18 protein-coding genes, 1 tRNA gene and 1 pseudogene are annotated in these 22,526 nt (G+C 57.9%); 12 read left to right on the top strand and 8 right to left on the bottom strand.

From position 1 onward, the window contains the following. The first annotated feature begins 238 nt into the window (after positions 1-238). Positions 239-1,738: a ribonuclease G gene (rng, locus tag HMPREF2796_RS09445; RefSeq protein ID WP_070633143.1), complete on the top strand. Its 1,500-nt coding sequence runs from the start codon at positions 239-241 to the stop codon at positions 1,736-1,738. Between the two features lie 173 nt (positions 1,739-1,911). On the opposite strand, the gene mscL is transcribed toward rng, so the two are convergent. The 3 genes from mscL to HMPREF2796_RS09430 all read right to left on the bottom strand — a co-directional run bounded on the left by mscL (position 1,912) and on the right by HMPREF2796_RS09430 (position 3,798). Then, on the bottom strand, positions 1,912-2,343 hold the full coding sequence (mscL, locus tag HMPREF2796_RS09440) for a large conductance mechanosensitive channel protein MscL (RefSeq protein ID WP_003823120.1): 432 nt from the start codon (positions 2,341-2,343) through the stop codon (positions 1,912-1,914). Positions 2,344-2,460: 117 nt separating this feature from the next. Continuing rightward, positions 2,461-2,772, bottom strand: coding sequence for an HAD family hydrolase (locus HMPREF2796_RS09435; RefSeq protein WP_067525943.1), 312 nt, complete (start codon positions 2,770-2,772; stop codon positions 2,461-2,463). 144 nt (positions 2,773-2,916) lie between these two features. Continuing rightward, complete coding sequence (locus HMPREF2796_RS09430; RefSeq protein ID WP_070633142.1) at positions 2,917-3,798, bottom strand: carbohydrate kinase family protein; 882 nt, start codon at positions 3,796-3,798, stop codon at positions 2,917-2,919. A 21-nt stretch (positions 3,799-3,819) separates the two neighbouring features. On the opposite strand from HMPREF2796_RS09430, the pseudogene HMPREF2796_RS11550 reads away from it, so the two are divergent. Next, positions 3,820-3,929: pseudogene (locus tag HMPREF2796_RS11550) on the top strand (IS5/IS1182 family transposase); the annotation flags it as partial. 108 nt (positions 3,930-4,037) lie between these two features. On the opposite strand, the gene ychF reads toward HMPREF2796_RS11550, so the two are convergent. After that, positions 4,038-5,129: a redox-regulated ATPase YchF gene (gene ychF, locus HMPREF2796_RS09425; RefSeq protein ID WP_070633140.1), complete on the bottom strand. Its 1,092-nt coding sequence runs from the start codon at positions 5,127-5,129 to the stop codon at positions 4,038-4,040. Between the two features lie 91 nt (positions 5,130-5,220). After that, on the bottom strand, positions 5,221-5,370 hold the full coding sequence (locus HMPREF2796_RS11405; RefSeq protein WP_168162823.1) for a hypothetical protein: 150 nt from the start codon (positions 5,368-5,370) through the stop codon (positions 5,221-5,223). 138 nt (positions 5,371-5,508) lie between these two features. Between HMPREF2796_RS11405 and HMPREF2796_RS09420 the strand changes: the two genes are divergently transcribed. The 3 genes from HMPREF2796_RS09420 (at position 5,509) to HMPREF2796_RS09410 (ending at position 7,048) form a co-directional block, all read left to right on the top strand. Next, on the top strand, positions 5,509-6,483 hold the full coding sequence (locus HMPREF2796_RS09420) for a polyprenyl synthetase family protein (protein WP_070633138.1): 975 nt from the start codon (positions 5,509-5,511) through the stop codon (positions 6,481-6,483). A gap of 24 nt (positions 6,484-6,507) precedes the next feature. After that, complete coding sequence (locus HMPREF2796_RS09415) at positions 6,508-6,954, top strand: DUF441 domain-containing protein (protein ID WP_070633136.1); 447 nt, start codon at positions 6,508-6,510, stop codon at positions 6,952-6,954. Between the two features lie 19 nt (positions 6,955-6,973). Continuing rightward, positions 6,974-7,048: transfer RNA gene (locus HMPREF2796_RS09410), tRNA-Arg, on the top strand. A 67-nt stretch (positions 7,049-7,115) separates the two neighbouring features. On the opposite strand, the gene ppc is transcribed toward HMPREF2796_RS09410, so the two are convergent. Then, the gene (gene ppc / locus HMPREF2796_RS09405) at positions 7,116-9,824 is read right to left on the bottom strand and encodes a phosphoenolpyruvate carboxylase (protein ID WP_083308693.1); all 2,709 of its coding nucleotides are present in this window, start codon (positions 9,822-9,824) and stop codon (positions 7,116-7,118) included. A gap of 244 nt (positions 9,825-10,068) precedes the next feature. Then, positions 10,069-10,407 (bottom strand): P-II family nitrogen regulator, encoded by a 339-nt coding sequence (locus HMPREF2796_RS09400; protein ID WP_070633134.1) that lies wholly within the window; start codon positions 10,405-10,407, stop codon positions 10,069-10,071. 148 nt (positions 10,408-10,555) lie between these two features. On the opposite strand from HMPREF2796_RS09400, the gene purL reads away from it, so the two are divergent. The 6 genes from purL to HMPREF2796_RS09370 all read left to right on the top strand — a co-directional run bounded on the left by purL (position 10,556) and on the right by HMPREF2796_RS09370 (position 19,226). Further along, complete coding sequence (gene purL / locus HMPREF2796_RS09395) at positions 10,556-14,509, top strand: phosphoribosylformylglycinamidine synthase (protein ID WP_070633132.1); 3,954 nt, start codon at positions 10,556-10,558, stop codon at positions 14,507-14,509. A gap of 109 nt (positions 14,510-14,618) precedes the next feature. Then, positions 14,619-15,143 carry a hypothetical protein gene (locus tag HMPREF2796_RS09390; protein WP_070633130.1) on the top strand — a complete coding sequence of 175 codons (525 nt, stop codon included), beginning with the start codon at positions 14,619-14,621 and terminating at the stop codon, positions 15,141-15,143. Between the two features lie 39 nt (positions 15,144-15,182). Next, positions 15,183-16,490: an adenosylmethionine--8-amino-7-oxononanoate transaminase gene (gene bioA / locus HMPREF2796_RS09385; RefSeq protein ID WP_070633129.1), complete on the top strand. Its 1,308-nt coding sequence runs from the start codon at positions 15,183-15,185 to the stop codon at positions 16,488-16,490. 63 nt (positions 16,491-16,553) lie between these two features. Continuing rightward, positions 16,554-17,195: a dethiobiotin synthase gene (gene bioD / locus HMPREF2796_RS09380; RefSeq protein WP_070633126.1), complete on the top strand. Its 642-nt coding sequence runs from the start codon at positions 16,554-16,556 to the stop codon at positions 17,193-17,195. Between the two features lie 108 nt (positions 17,196-17,303). Then, a complete protein-coding gene (hisS, locus tag HMPREF2796_RS09375; RefSeq protein ID WP_023886760.1) occupies positions 17,304-18,596 on the top strand; it encodes a histidine--tRNA ligase in 1,293 nt (430 codons plus the stop codon). After that, the gene (locus HMPREF2796_RS09370; protein ID WP_070633123.1) at positions 18,597-19,226 is read left to right on the top strand and encodes a YfgM family protein; all 630 of its coding nucleotides are present in this window, start codon (positions 18,597-18,599) and stop codon (positions 19,224-19,226) included. Between the two features lie 214 nt (positions 19,227-19,440). On the opposite strand, the gene menA is transcribed toward HMPREF2796_RS09370, so the two are convergent. Continuing rightward, entirely contained in the window at positions 19,441-20,346 is a 906-nt protein-coding gene (gene menA / locus HMPREF2796_RS09365) for a 1,4-dihydroxy-2-naphthoate octaprenyltransferase (protein ID WP_070633121.1), read from the bottom strand. Between the two features lie 346 nt (positions 20,347-20,692). Between menA and lepA the strand changes: the two genes are divergently transcribed. Further along, positions 20,693-22,486 (top strand): translation elongation factor 4, encoded by a 1,794-nt coding sequence (gene lepA, locus HMPREF2796_RS09360; RefSeq protein WP_064085028.1) that lies wholly within the window; start codon positions 20,693-20,695, stop codon positions 22,484-22,486. Positions 22,487-22,526 lie beyond the last annotated feature (40 nt).

The raw sequence follows: 22,526 nt of genomic DNA, 5'->3' as shown, positions 1-22,526 counted from the left end.
GCCACTCTGGCCGGATTTTCAGGTAGCCTTATTTTTAGGTTTGCGCTTTGAAAACACAGCTTATTTTCCTAGGATAAAGGCTCGCTGAAACCACTTTTCCGGCTGGTGTTCAGGTTGTCGGCATGGTTGTTTTCAGCGTATGATTCTGCCTCCGGCCAGCCGGCAGACAGTAGATTTTGCAGAACAGGCAGGCCATCAGCCTGTTCTGCAAAATCTAATTGAAATCAGAAAGCTGAACATGCTACAGGCAATTAATCCAATCCGGCTGGCCGATAATTCAGGCCGCCCGCCGGAAACCATTTTGGTGAACGTAACGCCGCAGGAAACCCGCGTGGCGCTGTTGGAAGAAAACAAAGTGTGCGAGCTGCACATCGACCGCAACAGCGGCCACGGGCTGGTGGGCAATATTTATTTGGGCGTGGTCAAACGCGTGCTGCCCGGCATGCAGAGCGCCTTTATCGACATCGGCTTGGAGCGTGCCGCCTTTTTGCACATCGTGGACGTGCTCGAACAGCGGCAGAAGCCGGAGGAAACCCAGCGCATCGAGCATATGCTGTTTGAAGGGCAAACCATCTTAGTGCAGGTGATTAAAGACCCGATTAACAGCAAAGGCGCGCGCCTTTCCACTCAAATTTCCCTGGCCGGCCGCTTTCTCGTGTATCTGCCGCAAGACAACCACATCGGCATTTCCCAGCGCATTGAAGACGAAGAAGAACGCAACGAATTGCGCACCCGCCTCAAAGCCCTGTTGCCCGAAAACGCCGGCGGCTACATCATCCGCACCAGCGCCGAAAACGCCCGCGATGAAGAATTGCAGGCCGACATCGGCTACCTGGCCAAGCTGTGGCAAGATATTCTCGCCCGCTCCAAAACCAGCCCGCCTGAAACCATGCTGTATGAGGATTTGCCCCTGAGCCTGCGCGTGTTGCGCGATATGTTCAACAGCAACACTCAGAAAATCTTCGTCGATTCCGCCAATAATTACCGCCTGATGCAGGAATTTGCCCAGCAATACGTGCAGGGGGCGGTGGAACGCATCCAACACTATCAGGGTGAAAAACCCTTGTTTGAGCTCTATCATGTGGAGCAGGAAATCAACCAGTCGCTCAAGCCTCGTGTGGATTTAAACTTCGGCGGCTACCTGATTATCGAGAGCACCGAAGCCATGACCACCATCGACGTGAACACCGGCGGCTTCGTGGGCGCGCGCAATTTCGACGAAACCATCTTCAAAACCAACCTCGATGCCTGCCACGCCATTGCCCGCGAGCTGCGCCTGCGCAACCTCGGCGGCATGATTATTGTGGATTTCATCGATATGGTCAGCGAAGAGCACCGCCAGGCCGTATTGGGCGAAATGGCCAAAGCCCTGCGCTTCGACCGCACCCGCGTTACCCTCAACGGCTTCACCAGCCTGGGGCTGGTGGAGCTCACCCGCAAACGTTCGCGCGAAAACCTCAACCACATCCTGTGCGAATCCTGCCCCACCTGCCAGGGCAGGGGCTACCTGAAAACCGCGCAAACCGTGTGTTACGAAATCCAACGCGAAATCGTGCGCGAATCCCGCCGCTTCGATGCCCGCGAATTCCGCATCCTCGCCGCGCCGGCCGTTATCGATTTGTTTTTAGACGAAGAATCGCAATCGCTCGCGCTGTTGATTGATTTTATCGGCAAGCCCGTTTCCCTGATGGTGGAGGGCAGTTATACGCAGGAGCAGTTTGATATTGTGCTGCTGTGATGCGGTTGGGTAAGCACAAGGCCGGCTGAGAACGCAACGCAGCAAGTTGCTGCGAAGCCAAGATGTTTAGCCGGCTTTTTGTTTGCTAGGAAGGATTTGAACAGATTGGCGATACAGAAAGAGAAAAGGCTACCTGAAACTATTTTCAGGTAGCCTTTTGCGTTGTGCGGCGATTATTTCTTCAGCGAATCACGAATTTCGCGCAACAGCAGGATTTCTTCGGATGGCTCGGCAGGAGCTTCTTCCGGAGCGGCTTTTTGCAGTTTGCTGATGCCTTTGATCACGGCAAAAATAGCGGTGGCGATAATCAGGAAGCTGATCACGGTGTTGATAAACAGGCCGATATTCAGGGTAACCGCGCCGGCAGCTTGGGCAGCGGCCAGGGTGGCGTAACCGTTGGCAGGCGCATCGGCACCTGCTTTCAGGGTGATGAACAGGTTGGAAAAGTCCACGCCGCCCAGAATCAGGCCGATAGGCGGCATGATCACGTCGTCCACCAATGATTTGACGATGCCGGAGAAGGCGGTGCCGACTACCATACCGACAGCGAGGTCGATTACGTTGCCGCGCATGATGAAAGCTTTGAATTCGTCGCGTAATGCCATGTGTGTTTCCTTGGAATGGTTAAAAACGGCGGCATGATAAAGGTTTTAGCCGCCGACGTCTTGTAAGTTGCGGATAAAGTTTGTTAATTGTGGCTGAATGGCGGGGAAGGCGGCAGATTATTCGATTTCGCCGCTGTTGGCAGGCAGGATATGGCGGCAGAAACGCCAATCAGCAACGGCTTGATCGTCGATATAGGCTTGCGGTTTGGGCAGGAAGGCTTGGAAACAGTGGGCTATCCCCAGCTCTTCGGCGCTGGCGCGGGCGTAGTCGGCACCGCCGCTGCTCCACAAGTAGAGCAGATGGCCGGCGTCGTGCAGGCGGCGGATGTGGGCGATTACGGCGGCCATGGGGATGCGCGTTTGGCCAACGCTGCGGACGAGGGTGTCGTCAACATCGACGAATATGGTTTTGGGGCGGGGCGTATTCATGTGAGGCTACCTGAAAAAAAGACCGGGCTGAAGCACTTCATTTCATACGGCCATATTGCTGCCGGGTATGGAAGGAGGGCTTCAGCCTGATTTGTCAAAGCTGGTGCAGGTAAGGCACAAACCCAGGCTGTTGCCTGTGCTGCCTTATTCCGGGTGCATCAGCGCCTGGATTTCAGCCAGGGAAATATCGGGCACGGCGCCGTGGCGGGTAACATTGAGCGCACCGATGGCGCAGGCGAAGGCCAGGGTGTCTTCGGGGCTGGCGCCGGAGAGCATTTGGAACAGGAAACCGGCAAGGAAGCTGTCGCCCGCGCCCACGGAATCAGCCATGCTCACGCGGAAGCCGTGGTGGGCGAGGATTTTGCCGTGGCGGAAATACACCGCGCCGTGCTGGCCGAGGGTGATGCAGATGTGGGCGGTGTCGGTGTGGCCGGCGAGGTAGCGCAGGTTTTGTTCGAGGCTGTGGTAGGGCGAGCCGAAGGCGGCGGAGAGCTCGTAGAGTTCCTCGTCGTTGAGCTTGATGAGATCGGCATGGCGCATGAGGCTGAGCACGCGTTCGGGCTCGTAATGCGGCTTGCGCAGATTGACATCGAGCACGCGGAAGCGGGCGGCGGGCAGGATTTGCTCCAACGCTGCACGGGATACAGGATCGCGCCCGGAGAGGCTGCCATACACGAGCACGTCGGATTCGGCCACGCGCGCGAGCGCTGCGTCGGTTGCGCTGATTTTATCCCAGGCGCAGGGGTAGACGATGTCGTAGCTGGCGCTGCCGTCGGGCTTGAGCAGCACTTTCACCAGGCTGGTGGCGTGTTCTTCATCGGTTTGCACCAAATCAGCAGCCACGTTGTGCGCGGCAATCTGGCGCAGCAGCTCTTCGCCGTCGGCATCGCGGCCGCGCCGGCTGATGATGCTGCAGTCCGCGCCGAACGAGGCCAGGCGCACCAAAACGTTGAGCGGCGCGCCGCCGAGGGCTTTGCCGCCGGGGAAGTCGTCCCATAATACTTCGCCGAAGCTGCTGATTTTCATGATGAGGCCTTTATGGTTGTTTATAGTGGATTAAATTTAAATCAGGACAGGGCGGCGAGCCGCAGACAGTACAAATAGTACGGCAAGGCGAGCCAACGCTATACTGGTTTAAATTTAATTCACTATATTTGGGCATTGGCAGTTTGTCTGATTTGGGTTTCAAGTAGCCCGATGGGGTAGGAAGTAAAACAGGCTACCTGAAAACAATTTATCGTTTTCCAGGTAGCCTTCCATTTGGATTACACGTTAAACAGGAAGTGCATCACGTCGCCGTCCTGCACGACATATTCTTTGCCTTCCACGCGCATTTTGCCGGCTTCTTTGGCTTTAGCTTCGCCGCCGAGCGAGACAAAATCGTTGTAGGCAATCACTTGGGCGCGGATGAAGCCGCGTTCAAAATCGGTATGAATCACACCGGCGGCCTGCGGGGCGGTGTTGCCTTTGTGGATGGTCCACGCGCGGACTTCTTTCACGCCGGCGGTGAAGTAGGTTTGCAGGCCGAGCAAGTCGTAGCCGGCGCGGATCAGGCGGTTCAAGCCCGGCTCTTCCAAGCCCATTTCGGCGAGGAACTCGGCTTTTTCGTCGTCTTCCAATTCGGCGATTTCGCTCTCCATTGCGGCGCAAACGGCCACCACGGGGGCGTTTTCTTTGGCGGCGAGTTCTTTCAGTCTGTCCAGATGCGGGTTGTTTTCAAAGCCGTCTTCGGCCACGTTGCCCACATACATGGCGGGCTTGGCGGTGAGCAGGAACAGCGGTTTGAGCAGGGCGAGCTCGTCTGCGTCCAAGCCGAAGGAGCGTACGGGTTTGCCTTCGTTGAGGTGCGGCAGGATTTTTTTGCACAGTTCCACCAATTTTTGCGCGTCTTTATCGCCGGAGCGGGCGCGTTTTTCTTCGCGGACGATGGCTTTTTCGACGCTGGCGAGGTCGGCTAGCGCCAGTTCGGTGCCGATGGTTTCGATATCGGCGATCGGATCGACTTTGCCGGAAACGTGGACGATATTGTCGTCGTCGAAGCAGCGCACCACGTTCACAATGGCGTCGGTTTCGCGGATGTTGGCGAGGAATTGGTTGCCCAAGCCTTCGCCTTTGCTTGCGCCGGCGACCAAGCCTGCGATGTCCACAAATTCCACAATTGCGGGCTGCATTTTTTGCGGATTGACGATTTTCGCCAGCTCCGCCATGCGCGGGTCGGGTACTTCGACGATGCCGACGTTGGGCTCGATGGTGCAGAAGGGATAGTTCGCCGCTTCGATGCCCGATTGGGTCAGCGCGTTAAAGAGGGTGGATTTGCCGACGTTGGGCAGGCCGACGATGCCGCATTTCATGCTCATGTGTGTTCCTTAAAATGCCGTTAGATTAAAATCGGCGGATTTTAACATAGAAGGCTACCTGAAAGCTGTGGTTTGGGTTTTCAGGTAGCCTTTAGGCGATTTGAAGCGGGCTGTAAACGGCAGTACGGGATGGCAGCCGGGCAAAAGTGCGGTTTCGGCCGGGCAAAATATTGTGCCGCTTCGTTGAAGCTGCGTTTTCAGGTAGCCTGAGGGGCAGGGCGGAAATAGGCAGTTTGCCCATAAGGCTGCTATAATGCCGCCCCTGTTTGGCCGGTGCGTTTGCCCGGCCGTATAGCTAAAGTGGTTATTTCTTCACGCAGCCGGGAAGGAGTCAGCGCTTTGGCCTGATGCCGATAACCATACAAAGCCGCACATTACCATGCTTGAACACCTGCCTTATTTCCAGCAACATCTGCCCCGCGATTTGAGCCGCGTTAATGCGGTGATTGAGTGCGCGGTGCAATCGGAAGTGGCGCTGATTTCGCAAATCGGGCGCTACATCATCAGCGCCGGCGGCAAGCGGCTCCGGCCGGTGCTCACCATTCTTTCCGGCAAGGTGCTGGGCTACGATGAAGACCCGCTCTACGCGCTGGCGGCGATGGTGGAATTTATCCACACCTCCACCCTGCTGCACGACGATGTGGTGGACGAAAGCGAGCTGCGGCGCGGCCGGAAAACGGCAAACAATATATTCGGCAACGCTGCTGCCGTGTTGGTGGGCGATTTTCTCTACACCCGTGCCTTCCAGCTGATGGTGTCTTCAGGTAGCCTCAAGATTTTAGACGTGATGGCCGATGCCACCAACATCATCGCCGAGGGTGAAGTGTTGCAGCTGATGAATATCGGCAACACCAACATCACCGAAGCCGAATATGTGCAGGTGATCCAATACAAAACCGCCAAATTGTTTGAAGCCGCCGCACAGGTGGGCGCGATTTTGGCCGGCGCCACACCCGAGCAGGAAACTGCGCTGAAAGACTATGGCCGCCACATCGGCACCGCCTTCCAGATTATCGATGATGTGTTGGATTATTCCGGCAACATCGAAGAAATCGGCAAAAACGTGGGCGACGATTTGGCCGAAGGCAAGCCGACCCTGCCGCTGATTTACCTGATGCAAAACGCCGAGCCGCCGGTGGCCGACGCCGTGCGCCACGCCTTGGAGCACGCCGACCGCAGCTATTTCGAGCAGATTCATGCCCATGTGGTGCAATCCGATGCGCTGGCCTATTGCGTGAGCGAGGCGCGTAAGGCAGTGGATGAGGCTTTATCTTGCCTGGCCGCACTGCCGGATAATGAAGTGTCGCAAGCGATGCGGCAGCTTGCCGAAGAATCACTGGCACGTGTATCATAGCGGCCTTTTTTCGGGAATATATAATTGCATCTGAATGTTATCCCGCTGTTTTTGGTATTGCTGATTTTGCTGGGCGTGCTCAGCAACAACCAATCCATCACCATCTCGGCCACTGTGTTGCTCCTGATGCAGCAAACCGTGCTGGCGCGCTATATCCCGCTGGCCGAACAATACGGCATTCAAGCCGGCATCATTCTGCTCACCATCGGCGTGCTCAGCCCGCTGGTGTCGGGCAGAATCCAGTTTCCCGGTTTGGCCGGTTTGATGAGCTGGAAAATGCTGGCGGCGGTTTTGGTGGGCATATTGGTGGCTTGGCTGGCCGGACGCGGCGTGCCGCTGATGAGCGAACAGCCGGTGTTGGTAACCGGCCTGCTGCTGGGCACGATTATCGGCGTGGCGTTTTTGGGCGGCATTCCGGTGGGGCCGCTGATTGCTGCGGGAATTTTGTCGCTTATTGCCGGAAAAGTTTGATTGGAAAGTTTGAGTATTTCTCGCCGTAGTTCAATGGATAGAACGTATGCCTCCTAAGCGTAAAATACAGGTTCGATTCCTGTCGGCGGGGCCATGATGAAAAGGCTACCTGAAATTTTCAGGTAGCCTTTTTCTTGCCTGCCGTTTGCAGGAAAGGGGGGTTAGCCCGTATTGCGCAAGCCTTGTGCCACGCCGTTGATGGTGAGGTGGATCAGGTGGATGAGCTGCGGGTTGCCCGGGTGCTGGCGCAAGCGGGCGAGCAGGGCTACCTGAAGCCAGTTGAGCGCGTTCAGGTAGGGAATGCGCAGGGCCAGGGAGCGGGCGAGGCTGCGGTTGTCGGTGAGCAGGTGGTCTTGCTCGATTAATTGTAACAGGGCGCGACGGCTGCGTTCGAACTCGCCTGCAATGCGCTCAAACATGGCTTGGGCGGCTTGCGGCTGGGCGGCTAGGCCAACATAGGCGCGGGCGATGTCCAAATCCGCTTTGGCCATCACTTGTTCCATATTGGAGAGCATAGCTTGGAAGAAGGCGCTGTGCCGCACCATATGGCGCAGGCGTTCTAGGTTGGCGGGGTTATCGCGCAAGAGTTGCTCGACCGCGCTGCCGAAGCCATACCAAGCAGGCAGCATCAGGCGGTTTTGCGTCCAGGAGAACACCCAGGGAATGGCGCGCAAATCCTGTATCCGCGCCAGGGTTTTGCGGCTGGCGGGGCGGCTGCCGATGTTGAGGCTGGCGATTTCGTTGATCGGGCTGGTTTGCAGGAAGTAGCCCACGAAATCGGGATGGGTGATGAGTTCGCGGTAGTAGGCGAAGGCGGCATCGGAGAGCGACTGCATCAGCGCGGCATCGGGCTCTTCGGTGCGGTGCGGCAGCAGGCTGGCTTCCAGCGCGGCGGCCACCAAGGTTTCGAGGTTGCGCTCGGCGTTGTCGGCATCGGCGTATTTGGCGGTGATGACTTCGCCCTGCTCGGTGATGCGGATCTGCCCGGCCACGCTGCCGGCGGGCTGCGCCAGCACGGCTTCGTAGGAAGGGCCGCCGCCACGCCCCACGCTGCCGCCGCGCCCGTGGAACAGGCGCAGGCGCACTTGGTGTTTGGCAAACAGTTTCACCAAAGCCTGCTCGGCTTGATACAGCACCCATTGGCTGGTTACATAACCGCCGTCTTTGTTGCTGTCGGAATAGCCGAGCATGATTTCCTGAATATTGCTGCGGCCGGCGAGTAGGTGGCGATACCAAGGCAGCGAGAAAAGATGATTCATCACACCGATGCAGTCTTGCAGCGCCTCGATGGTTTCAAACAATGGCACGATATTGAGCCGGCTTTCAGGTAGCCCTTCGGCGTTTAGGCGCAGCAGGCCGGTTTCTTTCATAATCAAGGCCAAGGCAAGCATTTCGCTCACGTTTTCGGCATTGGAAATGATGCTTTGGCGGATGGCTTCTTCGCCGAATTGCGCTTTAATTTCGGCAGCGGCGCGGAAGATGGCCAGCTCGTGCTCGGTATCTTCGCTGTAGTGGGCAAACGGGCTGTAGAGCGGGCGCGGGGACGACAGCTCGCGCAACAGCACGCGTTCGCGTTCGGTTTCGTTCAGCGCAGCGAAGTCTTCCAAACCGGCGGCGGCAAAGAGCTCGGCCACCACATCGATATGCTTTTGGGCGTGTTGGCGCAAATCTAGCGGCATCAGATAAAAGCGGAACACGGAAGCGGCACGGATCAAGTCGGCCAAGCGGCCGTCGGCCAGCAGGCGGCTGCCGTTGTCGCACAAGGAAGCGTGCACGGTGTGCAGGTCGGCTAAAAATTCTTCCACCGTATCATACGGTTCGAGCAAGCCAAACTGGCTGCCCAAGCCGCTGCCGAAACGGTGGGCGGTGGCCACGGCACGGGCGAGAATATAGGCCAGGGCGCGGCGATAGGGCTCTTCTTCGTGGGCGCGTTCGGTGTCGGGAGATTTGGCCGACAAAGCCAACACTTCGGGGCTTACGTTCACGCGCCGGATTGACATCGGCAGCTCTTCATACAGTTTGTAGAGCTGGCTGCGGTAGAAGCGGAACACGGCGCTGGCCTGCTGGGCAAAGGCAGTGCGCAGGGTGTCGGCAGAAACGAAAGGATTGCCGTCACGGTCGCCGCCGATCCAGCCGCCGATATGCAACACGTTGGGCAGACTGGTATTCGGGAAGGCTACCTGAAGAGCAGCCTCCAGCTTGCGGTATACGCCGGGCACGGCGCTGAAGAAGCTGAGCGGGAAATACATGATGCCGTTGCTGATCTCATCGGCCACCGTAATTTTGAAATGGCGGTTTTCATTGGTTTGCCACAGCGTCCACAGCATGGTTTGCACCTGCTGCTGCAAGCGCTCTTCGCTCTGCCCGGCCTGGTTGGCGCGCTGGTCGAGCAGGTTGCGGATTTGGCGGTGCAGGGTAAGGGTGGTTTGGCGCTGTACTTCCGTGGGATGGGCAGTGAGCACGGCGGCCACTTCGGTGTGGTTCAGCTGCTGCTGCAAGGCTTCGGCGCTTACGCCTTGCTGTTGCAGCAAATCGAGAGTGTGGCCGAAGGTAGATTTGGCGTTGTCGCGGGTTTGGCTGTGTGCCAGACGGCGGCGTTGGTGGTGTGCGTCTTCGGCAATATTGAGGATTTGTGCAAACAGGCTGCAGGCACGAATGAGGTCTTCCAGCTGTTGGTCGTTGAGCTGAGGCAGGCTGCGCGCCACCACGTCTTGCGGCGCTTCGCCGCCCAGCAGTGCGGCTACGGCTTCCTGCACGGGGCAGTCGGTTTGCGCGGCCAGCACGGTTTGCAGCGCGCCGGTGAGGAAGGCAACGTCGTCGAAGAGCGGCGCGTCTTTATAGGGATGTTGGCCGGAAGGTTCGGACATCATGGGGGGTATTCCTTTGCAGATTTTTGAAACGAAAAAACGTTAGGGTGGGAATCTACACCCAATCGGGGGGAAACGGCAAACGCGGGGTGGGTGAAAATTATCTGAACCGTATGGCCTGTATTCTGTTTTGCGTGCCGACTTCCATTTTCAGGTAGCCTCTGCGGAGCGGGCGGCAAATAGGAAAAGGCTACCTGAAAACCGGGGTTCTGTTTTCAGGTAGCCTCTATTTGTTGCTGCAAGCAGCCTACAGCGCGGCTTCGTCCCGCTCGCCGGTGCGGATGCGCACCACGCCTTCCACCGGCAGGATGAAGATTTTGCCGTCGCCGATTTTGCCGGAGTTGGCCGCCTGCACGATGGCTTCCACCGCCTGCTCGACCATGCTGTCTTCCAGCACGATTTCCAGCTGGATTTTGGGCAGGAAATCCACCGCATATTCCGCGCCTCGATAGATTTCGGTGTGGCCTTTTTGGCGGCCGAAGCCTTTTACTTCGGTTACGGTCATGCCGTTTACGCCGATATCGGTGAGCGCGTCGCGCACGTCGTCGAGTTTGAACGGTTTGATGATGGCTTCGATTTTCTTCATGGGTTCCTCTGCTAGGTTGGTATATAAGGCTTTAGGCAGTTAAGCTACCACAAGGCGGCAGCGCTTTCAATCGGCTCACTCCGCCACCAGATTAGGGCAGACTTGGCGTATAATCACGCCTCCCGATCCTCTTCATGCGAGTCTGCCCATGCCTATCCTCTTCCTGCGCGGCGAGCGCGCCCTGTCTGGTTTCCGTGTTGAAAAACTGCTGCAAAAAGCTGCTGCTTTGGGGCTGCCCGAAGCTGAAATCCGCAGTGAATATTGGTATTTTGCCGATTGCGCCGAGCACTTGAATGCGGCAGATGCGGAGAAGTTGGAAGCCTTGCTGGTGGGGCAGGTGGCATCGGAGTTGCCGCAGTCTTCAGGTAGCCTGCATCTGTTTCTCATCACGCCGCGCATCGGCACGATTTCGCCTTGGGCTTCCAAAGCCACAGAAATTGCGAAAAACTGCGGTTTTGCCCAAATCCGGCGCATCGAACGCGGCATGGCAGTGTGGCTTTCAGGTAGCCTTTCCGAAGCGCAGAAACAGCAATGGGCGGCTTTGCTGCACGACCGCATGACTGAATCCGTGCTGCCCGATTTTCAGGTAGCCGCTAAATTGTTCGCCCATCCCGAAGCGCAAACCTTCGATACGGTAGATGTGCTCTCCGGCGGCCGTGCCGCGCTGGAAAAAGCCAATACCGATTTAGGCTTGGCGCTTTCGCCCGACGAAATCGATTATTTGCTGGACAATTATCGGGCTTTAAACCGCAATCCGTCTGATGTGGAATTGATGATGTTCGCCCAGGCCAACAGCGAACACTGCCGCCACAAAATCTTCAATGCCGACTTTATCTTAAACGGCGAACAGCAGCCCAAATCGCTGTTCCGCATGATTCGCGACACGCACGAAGCCGCGCCGGCCGGCACAGTGGTGGCGTATAAAGACAACGCCTCGGTAATCGAAGGCGCGAAAATCGCCCGTTTTTATCCCGATGCGGCGGCCAATCAGGGCTACCGTTTCCATGAAGAAGACACGCATATCCTGATGAAGGTGGAAACGCACAACCACCCCACGGCGATTGCGCCGTTTGCCGGTGCGGCCACCGGTGCGGGCGGCGAAATCCGCGACGAAGGCGCAACGGGACGCGGCGCTCGCCCCAAAGCCGGCCTCACCGGCTATACGGTTTCCAACCTCAATATCCCCGATTTGAAACAGCCTTGGGAAGGTGGCTACGGCAAGCCCGCCCACATTGCCTCCCCGCTCGACATCATGATTGAAGCCCCCATCGGCGGCGCGGCGTTCAATAATGAATTCGGCCGCCCGAACCTGCTGGGTTATTTCCGCACCTTTGAAGCCGAGTTCGACGGCCAAATGCGCGGCTACCACAAGCCGATTATGATTGCCGGCGGTTTGGGTAATATCCAGGCGGAACAAACGCATAAACACGAAATCCCCGCAGGCGCGCTGTTGGTGCAGCTCGGCGGGCCGGGTATGCTCATCGGCTTGGGCGGCGGCGCGGCTTCATCGATGGATACGGGCGCGAACGATGCTTCGCTCGATTTCAACTCCGTGCAGCGCGGCAATCCCGAAATCGAACGGCGCGCGCAAGAAGTGATCGACCGCTGCTGGCAGCTCGGCGCGGCCAACCCGATTATCGCCATTCACGACGTGGGCGCGGGCGGCCTGTCCAACGCTTTCCCCGAATTGGTCAACGATGCCGGGCGCGGCGCGGTGTTTAAGCTGCGCGATGTGCCGCTGGAAGAGCACGGCCTGACGCCGCTGCAAATCTGGTGCAACGAGGCGCAGGAGCGTTATGTATTGTCGATTCTGGAAAAAGATTTAGATACTTTCCGCGCCATTTGCGAACGCGAGCGCTGCCCGTTTGCCGTGGTCGGCACGGCTACCGATGACGGGCATTTGCAGGTGCGCGACGATTTGTTTGCCAATAAGCCGGTGGATTTGCCGCTGAACGTATTGCTCGGCAAGCCGCCCAAAACCACGCGCACCGATAAAACGCAACAGCGGCCTGAAAAACCGTTTTCAGGTAGCCGTATCGATTTGAAGGAAGCCGCCTACCGCGTATTGCAACTGCCGGCCGTGGCTGCGAAAAACTTCCTCATCAACATCGGCGACCGCAGCGTGGGCGGCTTGACCCACCGCGACCAGATGGTCGGCCGCTGGCAAACGCCCGTGGCCGACTGCGCGGTGACCATCATGGGCTTCGATACGCATCGCGGCGAAGCGATGGCCATGGGCGAAAAGCCCGCCGTTGCACTGTTTGACGCACCCGCTTCGGGCAGGATGTGTATCGGTGAAGCCATTACCAATATCGCGGCAGTTAATATCGGCAATATCGGCAACATCAAATTCTCCGCCAACTGGATGGCCGCCTGCGGCAATGCGGGCGAAGACGAGAAACTTTATCGCACGGTGGAAGCCGTGTCGCAGATGTGCCAGGAAATCGGCGTGAGCATCCCGGTGGGCAAAGACAGCCTTTCCATGAAAACCGTGTGGCAGGACGGCGCGGAGAAAAAATCTGTGGTGTCGCCGTTGAGCCTGATTGCCACCGCCTTCGCCCCTGTGCAGGACGTGCGCAAAACAGTTACACCGGATATCAAACCGGTGGACGACAGCGTATTGCTGTTTGTCGATTTGGGCTTTGGCAAAGCACGCATGGGCGGCTCGGCGCTGGCGCAGGTGTACAACGAAACCGGCGGCGAAGCGCCCGACATCGACGCAGGCTACCTGAAAAAGTTTTACGACGTGATTCAGCAGCTGGTGCAAGAAGACAAACTGCTTGCCTACCACGACCGCAGCGACGGCGGCCTGTTTGCCACGCTGGCGGAAATGGCGTTTGCCGGGCGGAGCGGGTTAGAAGCGAATATCGATGAATACGCGCAGGTTCTGTTCAAAGAATGGGAACGCAAACTGCCGAACGCGATTGTGGAAGAAGTGTTGCCGCTCGCACATCTCACTGCCTTATTCAACGAAGAGCTGGGCGCGGTATTGCAGGTGCGGAAGCAGGATTTTGCCGATGTGATGGCGGCATTCGATAAACAAGGTTTGGGCAACGCGGCTTATTGTGTCGGACAGGCGCATTGCGGCAGCAATTTCACGGTTGTGAATGACGGGGAAACCTTGTTTGATGAAGCGCTCGTTGATTTGCAACGCGCCTGGCAGTCCACCAGCCACCAAATCCAACGCCTGCGCGACAACCCGGCCTGCGCCGACAGCGAATTTGCCTTGCTGGCCGATAAAGAACGCAGCCGGCTGTTTGCCGATTTAAGCTTTGATGTGAAACAGGATATTACCGCGCCATTTATCAACAGCGGGGAGAAACCCAAAATCGCCATCCTGCGCGAACAGGGTGTAAACGGCCAAGTGGAAATGGCCGCCGCCTTCACCCGCGCCGGTTTCGATGCCTATGATGTACATATGTCCGACCTGATGGCAGGCCGCGTGAAACTCGACACCTTCCAAATGCTGGCCGCCTGCGGCGGGTTCAGTTATGGCGACGTGCTGGGTGCGGGCGAAGGCTGGGCGAAATCTATTTTGTTCCACAGCAAACTGCGCGACCAATTTGCCGAATTCTTCGCCCGAGGCGATACGCTGAGCTTAGGCGTGTGCAACGGCTGCCAGATGATGGCCAACCTGGCCGAAATCATCCCCGGCGCGGAGGGCTGGCCGAAGTTCCGCCGCAACGAATCCGAACAGTTTGAAGCGCGGCTGAGCATGGTACGCGTGCCGCAATCGCCCTCGCTGATTTTGGCCGATATGGCAGGTAGCAGCCTGCCGGTGGTGGTTAGCCACGGCGAAGGCCGCGCCGATTTCGCCCACTTGGGGCTACCTGAAAACCAAGTTGCAGGCAGCCTGAAAACCGCCATGCAATATATCGACGGGCAGGGCAAGCCCACCCAAACCTACCCGCTCAACCCCAATGGCTCGCCCGATGCCATCGCCGCCGTCACCACTGCCGACGGCCGCGTAACCATCATGATGCCGCATCCGGAGCGCGTGTACCGCAGCGCGCAAATGAGCTGGCTGCCGGAAGAGTGGCGCGACAGCGAACTGGCCGGCTGGTATCGGATGTTTGCTACAGCACGGAAGGTGCTGGGTTAGGCCGTCGGGTAACACAAGGCTACCTGAAAATATCAGCTTCAATGCCGTGAGGATGTAAAAGCTGAATACTTTCAGGTAGCCTCAATCATGGCGAAAACGGAGATAGGATATGGAAACCAAGCTGCAGGTGTTAAAACCGGCCAAAATATTCGGCGACTCCAACGAGCTGGCCAACTTCCGCTTTGCCAACGGCCGGAGCTTCCCCGCTTCCTATCAACGCTTTGCCACGCAATACGGCTGGGGCCGCTCGCTGGGCAACTATCTCGTTTACATCCCGACCAAGCCACACTATTGCGATTCTTGGCAGCAGGCGAGGGCAGTGGTGAAATCCAGCTATATCCACGATTTGGACGAATACGAAGGCTTTTTCTCCGCACAGCACGTTTGCCTGATGGCCAGGATGGAATGTTTTGCCAAAAGCGAAACCGGCACGTATCTATTTTGGGATATTGAAAGCTGCCCGAGCCACGACGAATTCGATATTTATGCTTTCGATTTCAGGGAAGAACCCTTCTTAATCGGCCGCTCGCTAGACGAAGTTTGGTTTAAACTCACCCGCGAATCCGCTGCCACCACAGCCTTGCGAGCCGCGCCGCGTCAGGCCGTGTTTGAAGGATTTGATTCGATTTTATAAGCGGGCAAGCCAGCCCGATATTTTTCAGGTAGCCTCATCATGAATTGGGAAACCCTCACGCAAATCGACCGCCGCCACATTTGGCACCCCTACGCCGCCATGCCCAACACCCAGCCGGTGTATGCCGTGGCGCGGGCGGAAGGCTGCAGCATCGAGCTGGCCGACGGGAAACGGCTGGTGGACGGCACTTCTTCATGGTGGGCGGCGCTGCACGGCTACAACCACCCGCGCCTTAACGCTGCGGCTACCGCACAGCTGGCGAAGATGAGCCATGTGATGTTCGGCGGGCTCACCCACGAGCCGGCGGTACGGCTCACGCAGTTGCTGCTGGAATTGCTGCCGACGGCCCTCAACCAAGTGTTTTATGCCGACAGCGGCTCGGTGGCGGTGGAGGTGGCGATGAAGATGGCGCTGCAATACCAGCAGGCCGTGGGGCGGGGTAAACGCTGCCGTTTCGCCACCATCCGCGCCGGTTATCATGGCGACACCTGGCATGCCATGTCGGTATGCGACCCGGCAGAAGGCATGCACGGCCTGTTTTCGAGCAGCTTGCCGGTGCAGTATTTCCTGCCGCAACCGGCCAGCCCGTTCCACGGCGAATGGCAGCCTGAAAGCATCCGCCCGTTGGAAAGCTTGTTGGCAGAAAAACACGATGAATTGGCGGCGCTGATTTTAGAGCCGGTGGTGCAAGGGGCGGGCGGGATGTATTTCTACCACCCCGAATACCTGCGGCAGGCGCGGGCATTGTGCAGCCGATACGGCGTGCTGCTGATTTTTGACGAAATCGCCACCGGCTTTGGCCGCAGCGGCGAAATGTTTGCTTTGGAGCATGCCGGCGTGGTGCCAGACATTATCTTGCTGGGCAAGGGGCTTACCGGCGGGTATCTCACCTTGTCGGCAGCGGTGTGCACCAAGGAAATTTCTGCGGCCATTAGCCGGGGCCAAGCGGGCACGTTTATGCACGGCCCCACCTTTATGGCCAATCCGCTGGCCTGCGCGGTGGCGGCCGAGAGCGTGGCGATGCTGCGGGAAAGCCCGTGGCGGCAGCGGGTGGCCAATATCGAACAAACGCTGCGACGTAAGCTGGCTGCGGCGGCGCAATGGCGTTGTGTGCGCGAAGTGCGGGCGCTTGGCGCGATTGGTGTGTTGGAGATGGCGCAGCCGGTCAACACGGCGTCCTTGCAGCCGCGGTTGGTGGAAAAAGGCGTGTGGGTGCGGCCGTTCGGGCGGCTGGTGTATCTGATGCCGCCGTTTGTGATCAGCCAGCAGGAATTGGATTTCTTGGCCGAACAGACCTTGGCGGCAGTGGCGGAGGAATACGGCGAAGCATGGCCGCAGTCCGAATAATGTTACACACGCTGAAGGCTACCTGAAATTTTCAGGTAGCCTGTTTGCAGAGAGGAGAACAGTATGCAGAAACAAGTTTATTTTGTCAGCGGCATCGACACCGGCATCGGCAAAAGCATCGCCACCGGCCTGTATGCCAAAGAGCTGGCCGCCGCCGGCCGCCGCGTGATCACCCAAAAAATCGTGCAAACCGGCTGCCAAGGCATCGCCGAAGACATCCAAACCCACCGCCGCCTGCAAGGCATCGGGCTCACCGAACACGACCGCAACGGCAGCACCTGCCCTTATGTGTTTGCCTATCCATGCTCGCCGCACTTGGCTGCCGAGCAGGAACAGCGCCCCATTGACTTGAAAACCATCGATGAAGCCACCCAAACCCTGCTGCAAAGCTACGATACCGTGCTGCTCGAAGGGGCGGGCGGGCTGATGGTGCCGCTAAACCGCGAGCAAACCCTGCTCGACTTTGCTGCCGAACGCGGCTACCCGCTGGTGTTGGTTACATCCGGCCGCCTGGGCAGCATCAACCACACCCTGCTCAGCCTGGCCGCCGCCCGCCATGCCGGCCTGCCGGTGCACCGGCTGGTGTATAACCGCTATCCCGCGCCCGACCCTGTAATCGGCGCGGAAACCGAACGCTATTTGCGCGATTACCTGCAGCGGCATTTCCCCGAGGCGGAGTGGGCGGTGTTGGCAGAGGCTACCTGAAAACCACCCGCACATTTTTTCAGGTAGCCTTGCACACAGCTTTAGCCCGAACCCCCACATATCCGCTATAATCCGCATTTTCGTTTACCCCTCTCCCCAAACCGAATCATGGGACAAAAAATCCAAGCCGTAAAAGGCATGAACGACCTCTTGCCGGTGGAGCAGAAAGACTTCAAGCTCACCGCCGCCTTCTGGCAGGCCTTTGAAAACCGCATCGGCCAATGGGCGCACCGCTTCGGCTACCGCCAAATCCGCACCCCGATCGTGGAGCAGACCGGCCTTTTCGTGCGCTCCATCGGCGAAGACACCGATGTGGTGGGCAAAGAAATGTATACCTTTGCCGACTCCAACGATACCCTAAGCCTCAGCCTGCGACCCGAAGGCACCGCCTCCTGCCTGCGCGCCGTGGTGGAGCACAATCTGCTGTACAACGGCGGCCAGAAGCTCTGGTATATGGGCCCCATGTTCCGCCGCGAACGCCCGCAGAAAGGGCGCTACCGCCAATTTCATCAAGTGGGCGTGGAAGCGCTGGGCTTTGAAGGCCCCGATATCGACGCCGAAATCATCGCCATGTGCGCCGATTTGTGGCGCGAGCTCGGCATCAGCCAATATCTGACTTTGGAAATCAACAGCCTGGGCAACCGCGAAGAACGCGCCGCCCACCGCGCCGCCTTGGTAGGCTACCTGAAACAGCACGAAGCCGCGCTGGATGAAGACAGCCGCCGCCGTATGCACACCAACCCGCTGCGCGTGCTGGACAGCAAAAACCCCGATTTGCAGGAAATTTGCAATGCCGCCCCGCGCCTGGCCGATTATCTCGGCGAAGCCTCCCGCGCCCACTACGCCGGTTTCAAAGCCCTGCTCGACGGCTTGGGCATCGCCTATGTGGAAAACCACCGCCTCGTGCGCGGGCTGGACTACTACAACCAAACCGTGTTCGAATGGACCACCGACAAACTCGGCGCCCAAGCCACTGTGTGCGGCGGCGGCCGCTACGACGGCCTGATTGAAGAGCTCGGCGGCAAACCCGCCCCCTCCATCGGCTTTGCCATGGGCGTGGAGCGGCTGCTGCTGCTGGTGCACGAATACGGCAATCTGCAAGCCGATGCCGCACCCGATATTTATGTGATACACCAAGGCGGCGATACTCTGCTGCCCAGCATGCAATATGCCGCCGCCGCCCGCGCCGCCGGCTTCAGCGTGCTGCAGCATTCCGGCAGCCAGAAACTGGCCGCCCAAATGAAAAAAGCCGACGCTTCCGGCGCTAAAGTGGCGCTGATCGTGGGCGAAGGCGAGCTGGCCGAAGGCAAAGCCAGCCTCAAAGACATGCAGCAAGGGCGCGGCCAAGTGAGCGTGCCTGCTGCCGATTTGCTTAAACAATTAAACGAATGGATAGGTTAAATGGCTGTTTACGATTTAAAAGACCAAGAAGAAATTGAAAACTTCAAATATTTCTGGCGCAGCTGGGGGCGTTGGCTGTTTGCCCTGCTCGTGGTGGCCGCCATCGGCTACTTCGGCTGGGTGATGTACAGCAGCCACCAGCGCAGCGTGAACAACGAAGCCGTGGCCGTGTTCGACCAATGGGCGGAAAACCAGCAGGCCAATAAGCCCGCCGAAGCCGCCAAATTGCTCACCCAACTGCAAAGCCAATACCCGACCAGCATCTCCGCCGCCCAAGCCACCCTGATGCAGGCCGGTACCGCCTTCGACCAAGGTAAATACGACGAAGCCGCCGGCCACCTGAATTGGGTGCTCAAATACCACCAAGAACCGCTCATCCGCGCCATGGCCATCCAGCGCCTGGCCACCGTGCAGCTGCAACAGCAGAAATACGATGACGCCATCGCCACCCTCGGCATGAATACCGATGAAGCCTACGCTGGTATCTTGTTGGAAACCAAAGGCGATGTTTACGCCGCCCAAGGCAAACGCAGCGAAGCCGCCGCCGCCTACAAACAGGCCATGGACAAACTGCCCCAAGACGACCAAGGGCGCGAGTTCATACAGCTGAAAATCGACCAGATGAACTAAGGCAGACCAAAGCCCATAACGGCTGTTGCCGGCGGATGGAAAACCCACCGACGGCAACAGCCGTTTTTTCAGGTAGTCTTTTGGGTTTCAGGTAGCGTGTAAGGCGATGTATTATTTGCACAGGAGCTGTCTATAGATTAATACGCCAATGTTTTACTGATGTGCCGATACTTGATTTGCCTGTAAAGGCTACCTGAAGGGTTGAGTGATTTAGCTATATGGCGATTAGGGAATCGATCAGCAGGCCGCTGCCGAAAAGTAGGTTGACGGCCAAGGCGAAGCGCACGATGTGTGGTAGTTCGCGCCCGACGGCGGCGGGGTTGGTGGCGGTTTGCAGGCGGTGCAGGTGAGTGGTGGCTAACGGTAGTGCGGTTAACCAGAAGAGGCCGCTAAGAATTTGCGGGGCGAGGGCAGCGTAGCAGATGAGGGCGGTGGTGAGGAGGAATCGGTGCAGGGTTTTGCTGCGTTCAAAGCCCAGCCGGGTGGCAGGGGTGGTTTTGCCGGATTGGCGGTCGCTTTCGATGTCGCGCATATTGTTGATGTGCAGCACGGCTGCGGCGAGCAGGCCGCAACCAGCGGCGGGCAGCCAGCCTTCTGGCGGGCAGCTGCCTTGTTGCAGGTAGGCGCTGCCTTGCACGCCGAGCAGGCCGAAAAATAGGAATACGCTGATTTCGCCCAGCCCGTGATAGCCGTAGGCATGGCGGCCTAGGGTGTAGGTGAGGGCAGCGGCGAGAGCGAGGCTGCCTAAGAGCAGGAAGGCGAGCCATTGCTGCGGGTGGCGCAAGCTGAGGGCGATGAGCGTGCTGCCGAGGAGCAGGGCGGCCAATACGCTGGCGGCGAGGAGACGGCGGATGTGTGGGAGAGGGATTTGGCCGCTGGCGGTGAGGCGTTCGGGCGCATCGGGGGCGCGGTGGCGGTCGGTACCGCGTATGCCGTCGCCGTAATCGTTGGCAATATTGGAAACGATTTGCAGGGCCAGCGCGGTGAGCAGGCTGAGCAGGAACACGCTGCCGCGCCAGCTTGCGGGGCTGCTGTGCCAAGCGATGGCATTGCCGCAGCAAACAGCGGCAAGAGCCAGCGGCAGGGTGCGCGGGCGGATGAGGCGGAGTAGGGCGTGCATAGTGGGGGAGCGGCTTGGAGGCTACCTGAAAAAATGGTACTTAAACGAAGCTAAAATCCAATCGGCGGTTTCAGGTAGCCCGATACGAAAAACAGGCATGATACCCGATTCTGCGCTATCGGGCTGGGGCTTGCGCTTTTTACTTGTGCTGGGTCAAGCAGGAGGGCGCTAAATTGTCGGGCAGCTTCAGGCGTTTTCGGCTAGAATACGCAGTTTGGTTTCGGCACGGCTTGCTGTGTTGCCGCCTCTATTTTAACTTGCTGAAGCTCCGCTTTTTCAGGTAGCCCGTATCGGCCAAGCTGATGCTTTTGCCTGCCATCACGACCGCTTACTTTTTTGCCAAAATATGAACAATATCCGCAATTTCTCCATCATCGCCCATATTGACCACGGTAAATCCACGCTCGCCGACCGCTTCATCCAACACTGCGGCGGCTTGGAAAACCGCGAAATGAGTTCGCAGGTTTTGGACAGCATGGACATCGAAAAAGAGCGCGGCATCACGATTAAGGCGCAAACCGCCGCGCTGAACTATAAAGCCCGTAATGGCGAAACTTATCTTTTAAATCTGATTGATACGCCCGGGCACGTCGACTTTTCCTACGAAGTTTCCCGCTCGCTTTCCGCCTGCGAAGGCGCGCTGTTGGTGGTGGACGCATCGCAGGGCGTGGAAGCGCAAACCGTGGCCAACTGCTACACCGCGATTGATTTGGGCGTGGAAGTAGTGCCGGTGCTGAACAAAATCGATTTGCCCGCCGCCGATCCCGACCGCGTGGCGCAGGAAATTGAAGACATCGTCGGCATTGATGCGGTGGGCGCGGTAACCTGCTCGGCCAAATCCGGGCTGGGCGTGGAAGACGTGCTGGAAGAAATCGTCGCCAAAATCCCCGCGCCGGAAGGCGATGAAAACGCGCCGCTGCAAGCCGTAATTATCGACTCGTGGTTCGACAACTATGTCGGCGTGGTGATGCTCATCCGCGTGAAAAACGGCCGGCTGAAACTGAAAGACAAAGTGCGCTTTATGTCCACCAAGGCCGAAAGCCAAGTGGAGCAGCTCGGTGTGTTTACACCCAAATCAGTGAACAGACAAGAGCTTAAAGCGGGCGAAGTGGGCTTTTTGATTACCGGCGTGAAAGAGCTCGGCCAAGCTAAAGTGGGCGACACGGTAACGCTGGTGCAAAACCCCGCTGCTGAGCCGCTGCCCGGCTTCAAAGAAGTGCAAAGCCAGGTGTTTGCCGGCCTCTATCCGGTGGAAAGCCACGACTACGAAGCCCTGCGCGATGCGCTGGAAAAACTGCAACTCAATGATGCTTCATTAAAATTTGAGCCGGAAGTGTCTCAAGCGCTCGGCTTCGGCTTCCGCTGCGGCTTCTTGGGCTTGCTGCACTTGGAAATTGTGCAGGAACGCTTGGAGCGCGAGTTCGATATGGACTTGATTACCACCGCGCCTACCGTGGTGTATGAAGTGATTTTGAAGACTGGCGAGCATATCGAAGTGGAAAATCCTTCTAAACTGCCGGATTTAGCCACGGTGGAATCTATTTTGGAGCCGATTATCACCGCTACTATCCTGGTGCCGCAGGAATACGTGGGCAATGTGATGACGCTGTGCAACCAGAAGCGCGGCGTGCAAATCAATATGCAGTATCTCGGCCGCCAGGTGATGCTCACCTATGATTTGCCAATGAACGAAGTGGTGATGGACTTTTTCGACAAACTCAAATCTACCTCGCGCGGCTATGCTTCGCTGGACTACCATTTCAAAGAGTTCCGTGCCGCCAATTTGGTGAAACTAGATATTATGGTGAACGGCGACAAAGTGGATGCGCTCAGCCTGATTGTGCACCGCCAAAACGCCGTACACCGTGGCCGCGAGCTGGCAGCGAAAATGCGCGAACTGATTCCGCGCCAAATGTTCGACATCGCCGTGCAGGCCGCCATCGGCAGCCAGATTATCGCCCGCGAAAACGTGAAGGCGTTGCGCAAAAACGTATTGGCGAAATGCTACGGCGGTGACATCACGCGTAAGAAGAAGCTGCTGGAAAAACAAAAGGCCGGTAAGAAACGCATGAAGCAGGTGGGCAATGTGGAAATCCCGCAGAGCGCGTTCTTGGCGATTTTGCAGGTGGGCGATAAGTAGCTTAAAGCTTATCGAACTTATTTCAAACGGGAAAATATAA

Origin of the sequence: Eikenella sp. HMSC071B05 (genome assembly GCF_001811325.1) — a bacterium.
Classification (GTDB): Bacteria; Pseudomonadota; Gammaproteobacteria; order Burkholderiales; family Neisseriaceae; genus Eikenella; species Eikenella corrodens.
The sequence above is the reverse complement of the archived record's forward strand: the minus strand, read 5'-3'. Positions and strand labels throughout refer to the sequence as shown.

Excerpts from the sequence above, each read along its gene's own strand:
- purL (WP_070633132.1), top strand. The coding sequence starts at position 10,556 with ATGCCTATCCTCTTCCTGCGCGGCGAGCGCGCCCTGTCTGGTTTCCGT.
- ychF (WP_070633140.1), bottom strand. The coding sequence starts at position 5,129 with ATGAGCATGAAATGCGGCATCGTCGGCCTGCCCAACGTCGGCAAATCC.
- ppc (WP_083308693.1), bottom strand. The coding sequence starts at position 9,824 with ATGATGTCCGAACCTTCCGGCCAACATCCCTATAAAGACGCGCCGCTC.
- HMPREF2796_RS09430 (WP_070633142.1), bottom strand. The coding sequence starts at position 3,798 with ATGAAAATCAGCAGCTTCGGCGAAGTATTATGGGACGACTTCCCCGGC.
- bioA (WP_070633129.1), top strand. The coding sequence starts at position 15,183 with ATGAATTGGGAAACCCTCACGCAAATCGACCGCCGCCACATTTGGCAC.
- HMPREF2796_RS09435 (WP_067525943.1), bottom strand. The coding sequence starts at position 2,772 with ATGAATACGCCCCGCCCCAAAACCATATTCGTCGATGTTGACGACACC.
- bioD (WP_070633126.1), top strand. The coding sequence starts at position 16,554 with ATGCAGAAACAAGTTTATTTTGTCAGCGGCATCGACACCGGCATCGGC.
- rng (WP_070633143.1), top strand. The coding sequence starts at position 239 with ATGCTACAGGCAATTAATCCAATCCGGCTGGCCGATAATTCAGGCCGC.
- menA (WP_070633121.1), bottom strand. The coding sequence starts at position 20,346 with ATGCACGCCCTACTCCGCCTCATCCGCCCGCGCACCCTGCCGCTGGCT.
- HMPREF2796_RS09390 (WP_070633130.1), top strand. The coding sequence starts at position 14,619 with ATGGAAACCAAGCTGCAGGTGTTAAAACCGGCCAAAATATTCGGCGAC.
- HMPREF2796_RS09400 (WP_070633134.1), bottom strand. The coding sequence starts at position 10,407 with ATGAAGAAAATCGAAGCCATCATCAAACCGTTCAAACTCGACGACGTG.
- HMPREF2796_RS11405 (WP_168162823.1), bottom strand. The coding sequence starts at position 5,370 with ATGGGCAAACTGCCTATTTCCGCCCTGCCCCTCAGGCTACCTGAAAAC.
- hisS (WP_023886760.1), top strand. The coding sequence starts at position 17,304 with ATGGGACAAAAAATCCAAGCCGTAAAAGGCATGAACGACCTCTTGCCG.
- HMPREF2796_RS09420 (WP_070633138.1), top strand. The coding sequence starts at position 5,509 with ATGCTTGAACACCTGCCTTATTTCCAGCAACATCTGCCCCGCGATTTG.
- lepA (WP_064085028.1), top strand. The coding sequence starts at position 20,693 with ATGAACAATATCCGCAATTTCTCCATCATCGCCCATATTGACCACGGT.
- HMPREF2796_RS09370 (WP_070633123.1), top strand. The coding sequence starts at position 18,597 with ATGGCTGTTTACGATTTAAAAGACCAAGAAGAAATTGAAAACTTCAAA.
- mscL (WP_003823120.1), bottom strand. The coding sequence starts at position 2,343 with ATGGCATTACGCGACGAATTCAAAGCTTTCATCATGCGCGGCAACGTA.